The 16664-nt window shown below is 49.8% G+C and carries 18 protein-coding genes; 11 read left to right on the top strand and 7 right to left on the bottom strand.

Going from position 1 to position 16664, the window contains the following annotated elements; genetic code table 11:
* Nucleotides 1–21: 21 nt before the first annotated feature.
* Both nfsA and GFB57_RS19770 read right to left on the bottom strand, forming a co-directional pair.
* Nucleotides 22–744 (bottom strand): nitroreductase NfsA, encoded by a 723-nt coding sequence (nfsA, locus tag GFB57_RS19765; protein WP_008320183.1) that lies wholly within the window; start codon nucleotides 742–744, stop codon nucleotides 22–24.
* Complete coding sequence (locus GFB57_RS19770; protein WP_003035362.1) at nucleotides 728–1018, bottom strand: YbjC family protein; 291 nt, start codon at nucleotides 1016–1018, stop codon at nucleotides 728–730. Before GFB57_RS19770 ends, nfsA begins: the two co-directional genes overlap by 17 nt.
* Before the next feature lie 172 nt (nucleotides 1019–1190).
* Between GFB57_RS19770 and GFB57_RS19775 the strand changes: the two genes are divergently transcribed.
* On the top strand, nucleotides 1191–1454 hold the full coding sequence (locus tag GFB57_RS19775) for a GrxA family glutaredoxin (RefSeq protein WP_003035358.1): 264 nt from the start codon (nucleotides 1191–1193) through the stop codon (nucleotides 1452–1454).
* Between the two features lie 34 nt (nucleotides 1455–1488).
* Here GFB57_RS19775 and GFB57_RS19780 read toward each other — a convergent pair whose 3' ends face one another.
* On the bottom strand, nucleotides 1489–1869 hold the full coding sequence (locus tag GFB57_RS19780) for an inner membrane protein YbjM (RefSeq protein WP_003035356.1): 381 nt from the start codon (nucleotides 1867–1869) through the stop codon (nucleotides 1489–1491).
* Nucleotides 1870–2138: 269 nt separating this feature from the next.
* On the opposite strand from GFB57_RS19780, the gene GFB57_RS19785 reads away from it, so the two are divergent.
* The 3 genes from GFB57_RS19785 to GFB57_RS19795 all read left to right on the top strand — a co-directional run bounded on the left by GFB57_RS19785 (nucleotide 2139) and on the right by GFB57_RS19795 (nucleotide 6470).
* A complete protein-coding gene (locus GFB57_RS19785; RefSeq protein WP_003035354.1) occupies nucleotides 2139–3824 on the top strand; it encodes an aspartate:alanine antiporter in 1686 nt (561 codons plus the stop codon).
* 472 nt (nucleotides 3825–4296) lie between these two features.
* Nucleotides 4297–5508: a multidrug effflux MFS transporter gene (locus GFB57_RS19790; RefSeq protein ID WP_003035349.1), complete on the top strand. Its 1212-nt coding sequence runs from the start codon at nucleotides 4297–4299 to the stop codon at nucleotides 5506–5508.
* A 164-nt stretch (nucleotides 5509–5672) separates the two neighbouring features.
* Complete coding sequence (locus tag GFB57_RS19795) at nucleotides 5673–6470, top strand: SDR family oxidoreductase (RefSeq protein WP_003035347.1); 798 nt, start codon at nucleotides 5673–5675, stop codon at nucleotides 6468–6470.
* On the opposite strand, the gene GFB57_RS19800 is transcribed toward GFB57_RS19795, so the two are convergent.
* Nucleotides 6467–7396 (bottom strand): DMT family transporter, encoded by a 930-nt coding sequence (locus GFB57_RS19800; protein WP_003035345.1) that lies wholly within the window; start codon nucleotides 7394–7396, stop codon nucleotides 6467–6469. The genes GFB57_RS19795 and GFB57_RS19800 overlap by 4 nt on opposite strands.
* A gap of 102 nt (nucleotides 7397–7498) precedes the next feature.
* Here GFB57_RS19800 and GFB57_RS19805 point away from each other — a divergent pair, with 102 nt between their 5' ends.
* Nucleotides 7499–8413: a LysR family transcriptional regulator gene (locus tag GFB57_RS19805; RefSeq protein ID WP_003035343.1), complete on the top strand. Its 915-nt coding sequence runs from the start codon at nucleotides 7499–7501 to the stop codon at nucleotides 8411–8413.
* Between the two features lie 5 nt (nucleotides 8414–8418).
* Here the strand turns inward: GFB57_RS19805 and GFB57_RS19810 are convergent, their stop codons facing one another.
* Entirely contained in the window at nucleotides 8419–8967 is a 549-nt protein-coding gene (locus GFB57_RS19810) for a TetR/AcrR family transcriptional regulator (RefSeq protein WP_003035341.1), read from the bottom strand.
* Nucleotides 8968–9052: 85 nt separating this feature from the next.
* Between GFB57_RS19810 and GFB57_RS19815 the strand changes: the two genes are divergently transcribed.
* From GFB57_RS19815 to GFB57_RS19825, 3 genes are all read left to right on the top strand, one after another.
* On the top strand, nucleotides 9053–10261 hold the full coding sequence (locus GFB57_RS19815) for an MFS transporter (protein WP_003035338.1): 1209 nt from the start codon (nucleotides 9053–9055) through the stop codon (nucleotides 10259–10261).
* Nucleotides 10261–11076 carry a Cof-type HAD-IIB family hydrolase gene (locus tag GFB57_RS19820; protein ID WP_290366897.1) on the top strand — a complete coding sequence of 272 codons (816 nt, stop codon included), beginning with the start codon at nucleotides 10261–10263 and terminating at the stop codon, nucleotides 11074–11076. Before GFB57_RS19815 ends, GFB57_RS19820 begins: the two co-directional genes overlap by 1 nt.
* 107 nt (nucleotides 11077–11183) lie before the next feature.
* A complete protein-coding gene (locus GFB57_RS19825; protein ID WP_003035330.1) occupies nucleotides 11184–11465 on the top strand; it encodes a hypothetical protein in 282 nt (93 codons plus the stop codon).
* Nucleotides 11466–11493: 28 nt separating this feature from the next.
* Here the strand turns inward: GFB57_RS19825 and GFB57_RS19830 are convergent, their stop codons facing one another.
* Nucleotides 11494–12726, bottom strand: coding sequence for an MFS transporter (locus GFB57_RS19830; RefSeq protein ID WP_003035325.1), 1233 nt, complete (start codon nucleotides 12724–12726; stop codon nucleotides 11494–11496).
* A 298-nt stretch (nucleotides 12727–13024) separates the two neighbouring features.
* Here GFB57_RS19830 and ybjG point away from each other — a divergent pair, with 298 nt between their 5' ends.
* A complete protein-coding gene (gene ybjG, locus GFB57_RS19835) occupies nucleotides 13025–13633 on the top strand; it encodes an undecaprenyl-diphosphate phosphatase (RefSeq protein ID WP_003035322.1) in 609 nt (202 codons plus the stop codon).
* Between the two features lie 64 nt (nucleotides 13634–13697).
* On the top strand, nucleotides 13698–14456 hold the full coding sequence (deoR, locus tag GFB57_RS19840) for a DNA-binding transcriptional repressor DeoR (RefSeq protein WP_003035319.1): 759 nt from the start codon (nucleotides 13698–13700) through the stop codon (nucleotides 14454–14456).
* Nucleotides 14457–14501: 45 nt separating this feature from the next.
* On the opposite strand, the gene dacC is transcribed toward deoR, so the two are convergent.
* Complete coding sequence (dacC, locus tag GFB57_RS19845; protein ID WP_003035316.1) at nucleotides 14502–15704, bottom strand: serine-type D-Ala-D-Ala carboxypeptidase; 1203 nt, start codon at nucleotides 15702–15704, stop codon at nucleotides 14502–14504.
* A 328-nt stretch (nucleotides 15705–16032) separates the two neighbouring features.
* On the opposite strand from dacC, the gene GFB57_RS19850 reads away from it, so the two are divergent.
* Entirely contained in the window at nucleotides 16033–16659 is a 627-nt protein-coding gene (locus GFB57_RS19850) for a glutathione S-transferase family protein (RefSeq protein WP_003035313.1), read from the top strand.
* Nucleotides 16660–16664 lie beyond the last annotated feature (5 nt).

A 16664-nucleotide genomic window follows, 5' to 3' on the forward strand; every position in this document is an offset into this window, starting at 1 on the left:
TCATACACTGGGTTAAAATCTTTAGCGCGTGGCCCATCCCTGTTTATGCAAATATTCCAGGATAAAGGGGCGACTTTCTTTAATGATGGTACGCCGAATGTGATCGCTCCAGGTGTCACGACGCGTATTGCTGCCGCGGGTCAGATAGTACTGTGTAAGCTGTTCGTCATACTGCGACAAAACGTCTGTATCGAGCGGCTGATACTGGTTTTCGTGCACAACAAGCGACGCAGGCAGGCGCGGCTTGATATCCGGGTTATCCGCAGGCCAGCCAAGGCACAAACCAAACAGCGGCAGAACGTGCTGCGGCAGCTTCAGCAGTTCGGTGACCGGCTCAATATTGTTACGCAGACCGCCAATGAATACGCCGCCAAGTCCCAGCGACTCTGCCGCCGTCAACGCATTTTGCGCCATCATTGCAGTATCAACCACGCCCAGCAGCAGCTGTTCCGCCAGCCCAAGTTGCGCATCAGGGCAAATCTGCAAATGACGATTAAAATCAGCGCAAAACACCCAGAACTCAGCAGCCTGCGCCACATGCTTTTGGCCGCCAGATAAGGTAGCCAGCGATTCACGCAGAGATTTATCCGTTATACGAACGATCGTCGTGCACTGTAGAAAACTGGAGCTTGACGTTCCCTGAGCTGCGGCAATAATCGCCTCACGCTGTGCATCCGAAATAGCATCATCGGTAAAATGGCGAATGGAACGGTGGCTGCGGAGTAAATCAATGGTTGGTGTCATCTCTTTTGTCTCTGTCTAAATCAGTTGAATCACCGGGTGCGCGTGACATAAGTTGCGGTGCCAGCAGTTGAGCAATACGCCACATCAACGCCACCGCAGCAGGGAGCATCAGCAGTACGCCCAGAAATATCATCACCACACAGGCTAACGGGCTGTTAAGCGGTGCGGGCAAGGTGAGGTAATCGTTAAGCGATAGCAGCGCCAGCGATAACAAAACCATCCCAACTATTTCCAGCATCAATACGCTTTTGGGTAATACACCAATTGTGCGCATACGCGGCCTCCCGGTGAAATGGCTTTCATTATAAAACGTTCCAGCTTGCCGTGTTTAACAGATATAGCTTGAGGATATCAAAGCAACAGGCTGAACCTGCTTTCCATCCGTCACAAATCGCGGCATCATAACAAGTATTGCCATCCGGCCTGATAAGTTCGAGGAGAAAGAGATGTTTGCCGTTATTTTTGGTCGCCCAGGGTGCCCGTATTGCGTGCGCGCAAAAGAATTAGCAGAAAAATTAAGCAGTGAGCATGACGATTTTAACTTCCGCTACATTGATATCCATGCTGAAGGAATTACTAAAGCAGATCTGGAAAAAACAGTAGGTAAGCCAGTTGAAACCGTTCCGCAGATTTTCGTCGATCAAAAACACATCGGCGGCTGCACGGATTTTGAAGCATGGGCAAAAGAGAATATGAATCTGTTCGCCTGATAGCTGTTTCTACGCCCTCAGCTTGAGGGCGTCATCAGTTCTTTTTCCGCCGTTGATGCTGATTGAATAAGCTACTGATAAATAAAAAACATAATGCGCCAAGCGCGCACCAAAACACCGCACTAAACAACCACGCCAGCTCTTGCCACAATGAACGCGTCGGCATAAAAACGAACCGCATCAGTAACAGGCAGCACGGCGCCGCCAACATTGCACCAAGAAGGGGTTTGAGTACTTCCCGACGATGGGAAAAAAAGCTTGCTGCAGCACCAGGTAAGATAAAAAACAACAATCCGACCTCAGGATGCCCTGCTGCTCTGAATGCCCCTTTCACGTTCAGCGTTAATGAAAGACACACCACAATAAAGAGCACAAAGCAGCAGACCGCACTCGCCCAACTTTGCTTATGTTTCAATCGTTCCTCCTGACACATTCTCTATCGAACACTCTTTTCGCCCGCAGGCGTCCAGTCAGATAAAGTAACTCGGCATTCCATGCCAAAAACACACCCACACGATTCTTATAGCCGTTGATACGTAATGAGATTAAACTAGCCGCATATATTGTTATGCTGCATTATTCGGGGCTGTGTACGATGCTATCGCCCCTTAATTTCTGGCAAAAACATTAGCGTAAATTGCCATTTCTTTCAATAGCTTACTAGTAAACAAGAAGTTAGTCTCCGTGAATATAAACGTCGCAGATTTGTTAAATGGGAATTACATCCTGTTATTATTTGTGGTCCTGGCTCTGGGCCTGTGTCTGGGCAAATTACGTCTGGGTTCAGTCCAACTCGGTAATTCCATTGGCGTTTTAGTGGTCTCCCTATTATTAGGTCAGCAGCACTTTAGTATTAACACCGATGCATTAAATCTCGGCTTTATGCTGTTTATTTTTTGCGTCGGCGTCGAAGCCGGCCCCAACTTTTTTTCGATTTTTTTTCGCGATGGGAAAAATTATCTAATGCTTGCCCTGGTGATGGTCGGTAGCGCAATGCTGATCGCCCTGGGGCTGGGTAAGCTATTTGGCTGGGACATCGGCCTGACGGCGGGTATGCTGGCTGGCTCGATGACCTCAACGCCGGTGCTGGTCGGCGCAGGTGACACCTTGCGCCATTCAGGAATGTCAGGAACACAACTTTCAAGCGCTCTCGATAACCTGAGCTTGGGTTACGCCCTCACCTATTTGATTGGTCTGGTCAGTCTGATTGTTGGTGCGCGCTATTTGCCGAAACTTCAGCATCAGGACCTGCAAACCAGCGCCCAACAAATCGCGCGTGAACGGGGCCTGGATACTGACGCCAATCGTAAAGTTTACCTCCCAGTGATTCGCGCCTATCGCGTTGGCCCGGAGCTGGTGGCATGGGCCGATGGTAAAAATCTGCGCGAACTGGGTATTTATCGTCAGACCGGTTGTTACATTGAACGTATCCGTCGCAACGGCATTCTTGCCAACCCGGATGGTGACGCGGTGCTGCAAATGGGCGATGAGATAGCCCTGGTGGGTTATCCGGACGCCCATGCCCGCCTCGATCCCAGCTTCCGTAACGGTAAAGAGGTGTTCGATCGCGATCTGCTCGATATGCGCATCGTCACTGAAGAAATTGTAGTGAAAAACCACAATGCCGTTGGTCGTCGCCTGGCCCAGTTGAAACTGACCGACCACGGTTGTTTCCTGAACCGCGTGATCCGCAGCCAGATTGAAATGCCTATTGATGACAACGTCGTGCTCAACAAAGGTGACGTATTGCAGGTCAGCGGTGATGCTCGTCGCGTGAAAACCATTGCCGATCGTATCGGCTTCATTTCGATTCACAGTCAGGTGACCGATCTGCTGGCCTTCTGCGCCTTCTTTATCATCGGTCTGATGATCGGGATGATCACCTTCCAATTCAGTAATTTCAGCTTCGGCATCGGGAATGCGGCTGGACTGCTGTTCGCCGGCATCATGCTGGGTTTCCTGCGAGCCAACCATCCAACGTTTGGCTACATCCCACAGGGTGCGCTGAACATGGTGAAAGAGTTTGGCCTGATGGTATTCATGGCTGGTGTCGGTTTAAGCGCAGGCAGTGGCATTGGTAATGGCCTGGGGGCCGTCGGTGGTCAAATGTTGATTGCCGGTCTGGTAGTCAGCCTGGTTCCGGTTGTTATCTGTTTCTTGTTTGGTGCTTACGTATTGCGCATGAACCGCGCCCTGCTGTTTGGTGCCATGATGGGCGCACGTACCTGTGCTCCGGCAATGGAAATCATCAGCGACACCGCACGCAGCAACATCCCTGCGTTAGGCTATGCCGGAACCTACGCGATAGCCAACGTTCTGCTGACATTAGCGGGGACACTCATCGTCATTGTCTGGCCTGGCCTTGGTTAGCGCTGAAATTTACCCTTAAACGAAAATTTTTTGCAGGTAAGCAGAACTTTTCTTCAAGGCGTCAGTCATAACTATTGCCACTGCTTTTCTTTGATGTCCCCAATTTGTGGAGCCCATCAACCCCGCCGTTTTGGTTCAAGGTTGATGGGTTTTTTGTTGCCTGAAATTCACTACTGAAAAAATCAATCACCAACACCAACACCAACACCAACACCAGCAGTATGCCCGTATTCGAAGTCAGTGTACTTATGGTTCCTCGTGCTGCCTGGCAATCAAACACAATTAAATTTAACTGGAACCCTACCATCGAAAATTATGGCTATATACCTGTGACTCATATCTCAATTTTTTGAGTCAAAAGTTTGACAGTTCATTTCAACTCTGTTTTATTGCCTACACGATAATTATCCACAACATCTCTATTTAAATAGTGAACTTTTTCATGCTTTTAATTTACTCATGGTGATAAGTAATGAAGCTGCAAACTGTTATTCATAGAAAGAACATAATTTACTTTACTGTCGGCCTGGCCATGTTGACGATAATGGGAATTCTGGGAGTGGACACTTATTTACCTTCAATTCCCGACATCGCAAAAGAATTTGAAAAAAATGTCTCAACCACGCAGTTGTCGATTATGGTTTATACCCTATGCATTGGTTTTGGACAGCTAATTTTTGGTCCATTATCTGATGCTATTGGCCGGCGAAAAATTATGCTTACAGGTGCGGTTATTTATGGCGTGACAACATATTGTCTCACGCTCTCAACCGATCTGGTTATGTTTCTGGCGATCCGTGTCATACAAGGTCTTTCTATATCAATAACGCTGGTTACAGCAATCAGCGCAGTTCGAGATGTAACTCGTGGTTCAGTGGCCGCGACGCTGTATGCCATCATCATCACTATCGAAGGTGTCGTTCCCATTGCTTCGCCCCTGCTGGGAGGGATAATTAATGACTTATGGGGATGGCGCGCAATTTTTTTAATGATATGTGGCTATGCTATTATAACGTTAATATACGTTTATTTTAACTTCCCTGAAACACTCAGTCATGAGAGAAGGGTTGCCTATTCATTAAAATCATCATTTAATACGTATAAAGAGATCAGCAAACAACCTCGATTTTATCTACCTTGTCTGTCTCTTGGTCTGTCATTTTCGCTGATTTATTGCTATGTTACAGCCTCCCCATTTATTTTTATGGTTACGTTTGGATACTCATCAACGCAATTTGGTGTGCTTTCATCAATTATTGGAGGCTTCCTACTGCTGGGGGCTGCATTATCAGGTAAACTTCTTAAGAAACGGTCTGCGCCGCAAATTTTGAATTCGTGGCTGAAAATCATCGCCTCATTTATTGTACTGTGTATTCCATTAATAATACTTAGTTATCACGTCAATATTTTTATATTCTTCTTTATTATCCTGATGTTTGCTGGAGGGATGTTCGAATCACTCTATACCTACCTGACCATGTCCAGCCAGCGCACCAACCTGGGAGCGACCTCTGCGTTGATGGGAGCCGCCTCGCTGGTTATTCCGTCAGTTATCGGAGGTGTCGGTAGTTTTTTAATTGAGCTAAATACCAGCATCTGGATGATGTACTTGCTTTTGATAATTTTGATAATGATATACATGTTAAAGAAATATCAAACACTTACAGTAACTAATCGGCGTTAAAATGAGCTGATAGACATTGCTGCTATAAGACCTATAGCAGCAATGTCCCCGACATAACCTGATTTTCATCGCTGAGTGAGGTTCCCCGGAAACGCTTTCTCAAATTTGCAGCATGCCCGTTATGGCACATACTTTACTCGGTGCTAAATGGTGATGGGGTTGCTATGTTACTCTCAGGCAAAGTCGCAATGATCTTCGGTGGCAGCGGCGCTATTGGTAGTGCAGTTGCGCATACTATGGCGCGCGAAGGAGCCCATGTGTATCTGGGCGCGCGCCGTCAGGAAAAGCTGGATTGGACCGCCAGTGGCATCCGAACGGCGGGTGGTACAGTCGAAACCTTTATCACCGATGTACTCGACGAGCACAACGCATCGAAGGAAGTTACCCGCCTTGTACAGCAAACCGGTGGAATAGATGTGGTGGTAAACGCAACGGGATTTATGCACGAACAGGGCAAGCGCATCGATGCATTATCCCTCTCTGAGTTTATGAGCGGTATCACCCCTTTTCTTGCGGCGCAGTTCAATATCGCAAAAGCCGTAACGCCGCACATGGGCGGCAATCGAGCGGGCGTTATTCTCACCATCGTTGCGCCCGCAGCCCCGATGGCGATGCCCGGGCATCTCGGCCATATCGTCGGCTGTGCAGGAACAGAGGCTTTTATTAAGGCGCTCGCCAGCGAGACGGGACCAATAAACATTCGTGTCGTCGGCGTGCGGTCGCATGCGATTGTGGATGCTGTAGCGGCTGGCTCCTATACCGGAGAAATTTTCACCGCTAAAGCACAGTCAATGGGTTTAACCGTCGATCAATGGTTAGGGGGGGCGGCGCAAAGTACCATGCTCGCGCGCCTGCCTACGCTTGCACAAATCGCTGAGGTTACAACCTTTCTCGCTTCAGACCATGCCAGCGCCATGACCGCCACAGTGGTAAATATTACCGGGGGCGCCACCGTAAGTTAATTTACCCGCTTTTCACGCCATGCGCTGCTACGAGCTTTTTTTGCACTCGGACGGGAACACAATGCTATACCGCACATAATAACCAACGCGCTCACCAGATGATATGAATGCAGAATGACGTGCAAAAACATCACGCTAAATAATCCGCCACTCAATGGGATCAAGTGTGAATAAATCTCTCCACGCGTTGCGCCGATGGCGCTAATCCCTTTGTTCCATAATAGATATGACAGCCACGAAGGAAAAATAACAAGGTATGCCAGCCCAGTAACAACGCCTGTATTGGCATAGCTATTCCATCCCGGCATACCATTGCGTATCAACTCCAGAGCCAGTACCGGAATAAGTACAATCGCACCTAACAGCGCGCTCACTGCGACAAAGGCGTTTCCCTTTACCTCACGCGGTTTAATGCGTAAAAAGGCACAATAAACGGCCCAACTTAACGCTGACCCCATGGTCCAGAAATCGCCCTGATTCAGATGTGCAAATACCCGCGCATTTATCACATCACCCTGCGACACCAGCCATATAACACCAACAGTACTCAGGATCACACCAGCTATATTTCGCGCAGAAATCCGCTCTTTAAAAAAGAACTTATTGATTAACAGTACGAGCGCCGGGGTGGTGGACATATAAATCGCGGCATTAAGCGAGGTTGTATATTGCAAGCCGATATACAACGTTAAGGGGAAAAGAACCTGACCACAAAGCGCAAGGAAGACGATAGTACCAAAGGATTTTTTCATCACCGGCCATTGCTCTGTGACCTGACGAAAATAGAGCGTCATCAATAATAACGCGGTAAATACCCAGCGTGCCGCTGATAAAACGATGGGATTAACTTCAGCGACCAAGAGATGACCAATCACATAATTTCCACCCCAAAAACAGGCAGCCAGACTGAGTAAAAGATAGGGCATATTTGCGCCTTATTGTCAGTTGTACGGTATGACCACAAGGCTACGGCGGCGTGAGAATGAATGCTAATATAACGTTTTTATCCATCTGCATAGATTAAAACTATGAAATTTACGCTAAGGCAACTTGAGTTTTACATCGCGCTTGCAGAAACATTACAAATTTCCAAAGCTGCTGCACGCTGTCATATTTCTCAGTCATCAATGACCATTGCCATGCGGAACCTGGAAGAAGCATTAGACGTGCAGCTATTTGTACGTTATCCCAAAGGTGTGAAGCTCACCGCTGAGGGCGAGCGCTTTCAGGCACATGCCTGCAACATCATCAACAGTAGCCGCTCGGCTATTGACGCCCTGCATGACAGGAGCGAAATTCTCACCGGCACGGTGCGCATAGGTATTGCCGAAACGCTCTCTGCCTATCTTATCCCGGATATACTCAACGATATTGAACGACGTTTCCCTTTGCTGGAGATCGTGTTTTATGAAGCCACTGCACCGGAACTGGTACAGGCGCTACGGGAACAAAAGGTCGATTTTTGCCTGCTTCTGACCTCAAATATCAACCATGATAACGACCTGGAGATCGAAACATTTATTCGTTCACAGCGCCGCCTGTGGACGTCTATTGGGCATCCGCTACAGAGCCAGGCATCGATCCGTTTAATAGACGTCGAGAAACTACCATTTTTACTGCTGGAAACCGATAAATACCCTGACGTAATCATCGATTACTGGCAGCAGCGTGGCTATACGCCCAATATCAGTTTTCGCAGCAACTCTTTTGAAGCAATAAGAAGTCTGGTTGCAAAAGGCAGAGGGATAACCATTTTATCCGACCTGGTGTATCGCCCGTGGTCACTGGATGGTCTGCGCGTCATGCACAGAACGATTGATGATTTTATTACTTACATGGATGTCGGGACGGTAAAAAAAGCCGCCCGACCGTTGACGCCAGAGGCGGTAAAAGTCATTGATTTTTTACGTCAGGCCGTTACCCGCCTCGACAAACCATTTTGAGGATTTTATCTCTGCGGCAATTCGGCAATACGCTCCACCATCATCAGAATATCTTCTCGCTGCAGCGGTTTTTTATCCGTGACAAAATGCAGCGTCATTCCTTCAATAAACGCATCCAGCGCCCGCGCCGTAACCGGATCAAACCACTGCTCTAACGTTTGTTGGCTGCGTAGCATCCAGTTCTGCATCACCGTTTTCAACGCTGGTTTACGGCTGGCGAAAGCATACAGCTGATACATAAGCTCCATATTATCAGGCGTTGTGACCTGGGAGCCGTAAATCATATCGGTAATCGCATGGCAGGCCGCCTGCGCATCAGCAACGTCGGCAAAAAAATCCTGGTACTGCTGAGACATAGTATGCGTAAAACAGCTGAATGCCTCCAACAGCAGATCATCTATTCCTGCAAAATAATAGGTCATTGAGCCCAGTGGCACCTCGGCAATCATAGCGATTTTACGGTGTGTAACCCCATGAATACCATGGATTACTATCGCCTTAAGGGTGGCCTGAACTATTTTTTCCCGCCGCTGCGGATCGTTTGCACGTCGCACTGCATTTCCTCTTCTTGCATTTGTGTACAAATGTACACAACCTTGCTAATGTTGTCTTCTTTCCTCTTTTCTTTGGCTCGAATTCATGACTGGCATCTCATCACGCAAAGCCTTAAGACGTCGCACCTGGGCGCTGTTCACGTTCTTCTTTTTACCAGGATTATTAATGGCCTCCTGGGCAACGCGTACCCCTGCCATCAGAGATATTCTCTCCATCTCTACCGCCGAAATGGGCGCGGTGCTGTTTGGACTCTCTATTGGTTCGATGAGTGGCATTCTTTGTTCGGCCTGGCTGGTGAAACGATTTGGCACGCGCAAAGTGATCCGCACTACCATGTCATGTGCGGTCATTGGGATGGCTATCCTCAGCGTGGCGCTCTGGCTGCATTCCGCCTGGCTTTTCGCATTTGGTCTGGCCGTGTTTGGCGCCAGCTTTGGCGCAGCAGAAGTGGCCATCAATGTCGAAGGTGCGGCGGTTGAACGCGAAATGAATAAAACCGTGCTGCCGATGATGCATGGTTTTTACAGCCTGGGAACGCTGGCGGGCGCAGGAGTCGGGATGATGCTTACCGCCTTCAGCGTCCCGGCAAACGCGCATATTCTGCTGGCGGCGCTGGTAGCTATCACTCCTATCTTTATCGCCATCAAAGCAATTCCTGAGGGTACGGGTAAAAATGCCGCTGATGGTTCTCCCTCCGGTGAAAAAGGACTGCCTTTTTATCGCGATATCCAGTTATTGCTGATTGGCGTCGTGGTGCTCGCAATGGCATTTGCTGAAGGTTCCGCCAACGACTGGCTTCCGCTGCTGATGGTGGACGGTCATGGGTTTAGCCCAACATCAGGCTCTCTGATTTATGCCGGATTTACGCTGGGCATGACCGTTGGCCGCTTTACTGGCGGCTGGTTCATCGACCGCTACAGCCGCGTCACGGTGGTGCGCGCCAGTGCGCTGATGGGCGCTCTCGGGATTAGCCTGATTATTTTTGTCGACAGCTCTTGGGTGGCGGGTGTTTCCGTTATTTTGTGGGGACTCGGTGCATCACTCGGCTTCCCGCTGACCATTTCAGCCGCCAGCGACACCGGCCCCGATGCACCAACCCGCGTCAGCGTTGTCGCAACAACCGGCTATCTGGCGTTCCTGGTTGGACCGCCGCTGCTGGGCTACCTGGGTGAACACTACGGCCTGCGCAGCGCTATGCTGGTGGTGCTGGCGTTGGTGCTCGTTGCCGCCATCGTCGCGAAAGCGGTGGCGAAACCGGATCTCAAAAATACCACGGTGATGGAGAACAGCTAATGAGTATCAAATTAATTGCGGTCGACATGGATGGCACATTTTTAAGTGACCAAAAAACCTATAACCGTGAGCGCTTTATGGCGCAATACCGCCAGATGAAAGAACAAGGGATCCGCTTTGTGGTCGCCAGCGGCAATCAATATTATCAGTTGATTTCCTTTTTCCCCGAACTGGCCAGTAAGATCTCATTTGTTGCCGAAAACGGCGGTTGGGTAGTCAGTGAAGGTGAAGATGTTTTTAACGGCGAACTGGCAAAGGATGATTTCCAGGCCATCGTTGAACATCTGCTCACCCGTACGGACATTGATATTATTGCCTGTGGTAAAAGCAGCGCCTACACGCTGAAGCAGTACAGCGATGAACATAAAGCTGTTTCCGCCATGTATTATCATCGTCTCGAATTTGTAGATAATTTTGATAATCTTAACGACGTTTTCTTCAAGTTCGGGCTGAATATTTCCGACGACAGAATCCCACAGGTGCAGGCCGATCTCCACGAGGCGATTGGCGACATTATGGTGCCGGTGCATACCGGCTACGGCAGCATCGATTTAATTATTCCCGGCGTGCATAAGGCAAATGGTCTGCGGCTGCTGCAACAACGCTGGAATATTAACGACGATGAGGTTGTTGTGTTTGGCGATGGCGGAAATGATATTGAGATGCTGCGCCAGGCGGGATTTAGTTTTGCAATGGCCAACGCCCATGAGCCAGTTATCAAGGCGGCGAAATATCGCGCGGGATCGAACAACGAAGAGGGCGTCCTGGATATTATCGACCGCGTGTTAAAGAATGAAGCACCGTTTACGCATTAACGCCTCAGCACAGACGGCAACAAAATGATGGCATGATCTATTCATAATCCGCCTCAAATTAACCCACTGGATTATTACTTCCAGTGAATATTTCAGGTGAGCGGATTATGAAGAAAAGTGTACTGATGGCGACATTGTTGCTGGGTTTTGCAGGGTCAGTATTTGCACAAAGCGTTACCGTTGATGTACCAAGCGGTTATAAAGTGGTGATCGTGCCCTCTTCCGTCAGCGTGCCGCAGGCGGTCAACGTGACTACCGCGCCACAAACGGTGTATGTTGCCCCGGCACCAGCCCCGGCTCCTGTTTATCGCGCACATCCTTATGCGCGACATGTTGCCAGCGTCGGTGAAGGCATGATCATCGAACATCAGATTGACGATCACCACTAAGTTTCTGCCAGGCCCGGGCAACCGGGCTTTAGCCTTCCCGGGAATCCCCTACCCGTTTATCTTTCAGGAAGATAACCATCAGAATCAGCCACAGCACGCCGCTGGCCAGATTGAACAAGCTGAACAAGCCGTTGCCTCCCAGCAGATAAGCGTGTTTACTCAGCTCGATACCAACGGTAAAAATCAGCATCTGCAACATACCCATTGCGGCAGAAACTGTACCTTTACTCATTTCACTGGCAAACAGCGTCAGGCGCACCAGCCCCGCATTCGCCACGCCAATGCCAAACGCATAGATACTCAAACCCGCCGTCATCCATAGATATGCATGAGATGACACCACCGTGGCCGCAGCGGCAATAATCAGGCCAACGGCAATTGGCCAGCCGCCCATGATAATCAGCGAACGCACGGTTTTTCGCGAAGTCAGACGCGCCAGCACCAGGTTACCGGCAATCAGCGCACCAAAAATCGGCACCTGCAACAGGCCATATTCGTAACTACTGAGATGTTCTCCGCTGATGATAATAATCGGAGATTGCGCAATCCACGCCAGTAACGGCAGGCTGACAAAACCCAACGCCAGTGCGCCTGCAACGAAACGCACGTTCCTTAGCACCAACTTATAATCCTTGCCCAGCTCTTTAATCGACAGCTTTTCACCCAGCCGGGTTGCCGTTTCCGGCATCGCGCGTTGCAGACCAAAAAAGGAGATGGCCGCCAGAGCAGCAAACAGGATAAACATCCCTTCCCACGGCAGAACATGTACCCAGGCTGCGCCTACCAACGGACCCAGCAACGGCGCAATCAGCGCCACGTTTGCCATCAGCGCGGTAATTTTTATGCAGACCGCTTCTTCAAAGGACTCCTGAATGGCGGCGTAACCCACCGCACCAATAAAGCACAGGCTTATCCCCTGCAAAAAACGCAGGAAAGTAAATTGCTCAATATTCTGTGCAAGCAGGGTCGCAAGGCAGGCCACGATGAACCAGAGCACGCCGGTTAACATCACCGGACGACGCCCAACACGATCCGATAGCGGTCCTAATAACCACTGTAAAAACATGCCGCCAGCCAGATAGGCGGTCATGGATGTGGGTACCCAATCTAATCCGGCATTGTATTGCTCCACTACCGCCAACATTCCAGGCTGGATCATATCGTTGCCGATATAAGTAGAGAATTCGTAAAGCACCAGACAGAGAGGGAAAAGTAATGCCTGACGCCCCAAACGGGCGCCTGAAGATAAACGGTTCTGCATGCAGTCTCTTAGCTATAGAAAAATCGCGCAAAGTGTAATAAATGCGCCGTACTGGTGATAGTGAATTATGTGATTTGAAAGCAAAATGCGCACATTTTTACATTCATTTGCTCAAGAAGATTTTGCTTTAAGGTTAATTTAAGTTGAGACCGCTATCATGCTCAATAAGTCTCATTAATTGTCTTAAAAATAGTCATTTAGCAGACAAATAAGACAAGACCGCTTTTTATCCCGTAAAAGCAATTTTATGCTCTCGCTCCCATGGGCCTTTTTAACGATTACACTGAGTCTGGACGTTATGCTGGAAAATCTGAACAACTCACTTTTTTACCTGATCAATGCAACACCCGACTCTGCGCAATGGGCAATTTCGCTCTCCATTTTCATTGCCAAAGATCTGATCAGCATTGTGCCGCTGCTAGCCGTTGTGCTCTGGCTTTGGGGACCTCGCGGTCAGGTTACGCTCCAGCGCCAGTTGGTCATCAAAATGGCCATTGCGTTGATAGTTGGTCTGACGATTTCCTGGCTGATGGGACATCTGTTCCCTCACGATCGCCCGTTTGTAAACCACATTGGTTACAACTTCCTGCATCATGCGGCAGATGACTCTTTCCCGAGTGACCACGGTACGGTTATCTTTACCTTTGCACTGGCCTTCCTGTTCTGGCATCGCCTGTGGACGGGCGCTCTGCTGATGGTCGTTGCCGTGGCGATTGCCTGGTCGCGGGTTTACCTTGGCGTACACTGGCCGCTGGATATGCTGGGCGGATTACTGGCTGGGTTGATCGGCTGTCTGAGCGCCCAGATGATCTGGCAGCGCTTTGGCGCGCCCCTGTACCTCAGCTTGCAAACTTGCTATCGCGCCTGCTTCGCCCTCCCCATCCGTAAAGGTTGGGTACGTGACTAACCCACGGTAAAAAGAGTAGTATTAAGCGCGAAACTGAGCACTTATTCTATTCTCCAGGGGAACTATGGAAACTCGACGCGACGAGCGTATTGGTCAATTACTGCAGGCGCTGAAACGCAGCGATAAATTACACCTCAAAGAAGCCGCAACGTTGCTGGGCGTATCTGAGATGACCATTCGTCGCGACCTGAATAATCATGATGCTCCCGTCGTGCTGCTCGGGGGCTATATTGTTCTGGAACCCCGCAGCGCTAACCATTATTTAATCAGCGATCAAAAATCCCGTCTGGTTGATGAAAAACGTCGCGCCGCCCAGTTGGCGGCGAGTCTCGTGCAGGCGCATCAGACCATCTTTTTCGATTGCGGTACTACCACGCCGTGGATCATTGAAGCGATCGACAATGAACTGCCCTTCACCGCAATCTGCTACTCGTTGAATACGTTTCTGGTGCTGCAGGAAAAACCGCAATGCCGCGTCATTCTGTGTGGTGGCGAATTCCATGCCAGTAACGCGATTTTTAAACCGCTCGACTTCCAGGAAACGCTGAACAATCTCTGTCCGGATATCGCCTTTTATTCCGCGGCAGGCGTTCATATCGAGAAAGGCGCGACCTGTTTTAATCTGGAAGAACTGCCGGTGAAGCACTGGGCAATGTCGATGGCGCAGCATCACGTTTTGGTGGTCGATCACAGCAAGTTTGGCAAGGTGCGACCTGCGAGGATGGGGGAATTAAAACGCTTTGATACCATTATCAGTGATAACCGCCCTGACGATGAGTATGTTGAGTACGCTAAAGCGCAACGTATCACGCTGAAGTATTAAGAGATACTGCCGGACGGCGATTGCGCCATCCGGCAATAGGTAAGATTAAGAGAACCAACCACCAAACCACTGGTGGAATTTCATCATCACAAAGTCCCACATGCGGCTAAAGAAACCACCCTCTTGCACATCTTCCATCACCATCAACGGACGTTGCTCAATGGATTTTCCGTTCAACTGAAAGTCGATAGTGCCCACAACCTGACCTTTCTTCAGCGGTGCAGTTAGCTGTGGTTCAGTCAGGGTAAAGCTGGCCTTCAGGTTTTTGAGCTGGCCACGCGGGATGGTCACAGAACCACCTTCTCCGGCACCCAAATTCACTTCACTCTTATCGCCAAACCATACGCGCTGAGTAACGAAAGTCGCATCCGGCTTGATCGGCGTAACGGTTTCAAAGAAGCGGAAGCCCCAGGTCAGCAGCTTTTCTGACTCATTAAAACGAATGCGATCGGTTTTCGCCCCCAGCACCACGGAGATCAGGCGCATATCGCCCTGGGTCGCGGAAGCCACCAGGTTGTATCCCGCCCCGGCAGTGGTCCCGGTTTTCATACCATCCACGTTCAGGTTGGTGCTCCACAACAGACGGTTGCGGTTCGGTTGACGAATTTTATTGAAGGTAAATTCTTTCTCTTTGTGAATAGCATACTCTTCCGGCACATCGTGAATTAACGCCTTCCCGAGCAGCGCCATATCACGTGCGGTACTGAACTGTCCTGCCGCATCCAGACCGTGCACCGTCTGGAAAGTAGTGTTGGTCAGCCCCAGTTTTTTCGCATAGCCGTTCATCAGACCAATAAAGGATTCCTGGCTGCCGGCAACGTAATCAGCGAGTGCAATACAGGCATCGTTACCTGACTGAATGATAACGCCTTTATTCAGATCTGACACCGCAACCTGATCGCCGGGCTTGAGGAACATGACCGACGAACCGCGCAGGGCTGGGTTACCGGTCGCCCAGGCGTCTTTGCCCACGGTGACCATGTCGTTGAGGTTAATTTTTCCGGCCTTCAGCGCCTGCCCAACCACATAGCTGGTCATGATTTTGGTCAGACTAGCAGGATCCAGTTTCTCATCAGCATTACCTTCCGCCAGCACCTTGCCACTGGCGTAATCCATCAGAATCCACGCGCGCGCGTCCACGCTCGGCGGGGCCGTCGGTTGCTCCGCCGCCTGTACGGTCGGCGCCAAAAGGATTAAGAGTGCAGAACCTGCAGCAAAGCTGCGAAGTGAAGAGAAGTATTGCGTCATAAATGCCACCCGAGTATCCATTCCAAAAAACCACGTCATACCACACCGTGTTTACACAAAACCGGCCAAGCGACCTCGACCAACCCATGCAGAAAAAGTCTGATGGATGACGTGTAAAATAAGTGCGGTGAGTAATAACGCACTAACGAGCTTAAAGAAACCGTAAGTTGGTAAAGTTTTTAAAGTTTATGCAATAACGCCGCGCTGCGCTGCTCCTGGCACGATTTTTTTAGACTTTGTTGCGTAAATATTAGGTTTACCCCACCATGTGAGCTAGTCAGATGGCATCTGCAGCCATAAAGCTGCTCAATTAATTTGCGGGGTTACTATGATTACACTGTGGGGTCGCAATAACTCGACCAACGTAAAAAAAGTATTGTGGACGCTCGAGGAACTGGAACTGCCGTATAACCAAATTCTGGCGGGCGGACAGCATGGCGGTAACCGCGATGCCGACTATCTGGCACTAAACCCGAACGGACTGGTCCCGTTGCTACGCGATGATGAAACGGACGTTGTGCTGTGGGAATCCAATACCATTGTCCGCTATCTGGCCGCTCAGTACGGACAAAAACGTTTGTGGATTGACGCACCGGCCGCGCGCGCCGTCGGCGAAAAATGGATGGACTGGGCAAATCAGACGCTAAGCCCTGCGCATCGGGTTATCTTATTTGGCCTGGTCAGAACACCTGCCGATCAGCGCGATCTAGCGGCCATTGAGGCCAGTAAGCAAGTTTGCGATAACCTGTTTGCCATTCTGGATAACGCGTTGGCAGACCAGTCATGGTTCTCCGGGGCTGAATTTGGCACGGCGGATATCGCTGTGGCACCGTTTATCTATAACCTGTTCAACGTTGGCCTGAGCTGGACCTCGCGCCCGCATCTGGAACGCTGGTATCAACAACTGACCGAGCGCCCGGCGTTTCAAAAAATCGTGATGATCCCGGTTAGCTAAACAAA

The organism is Citrobacter sp. S39, from assembly GCF_009495675.1.
Lineage (GTDB): Bacteria > Pseudomonadota > Gammaproteobacteria > Enterobacterales > Enterobacteriaceae > Citrobacter > Citrobacter freundii.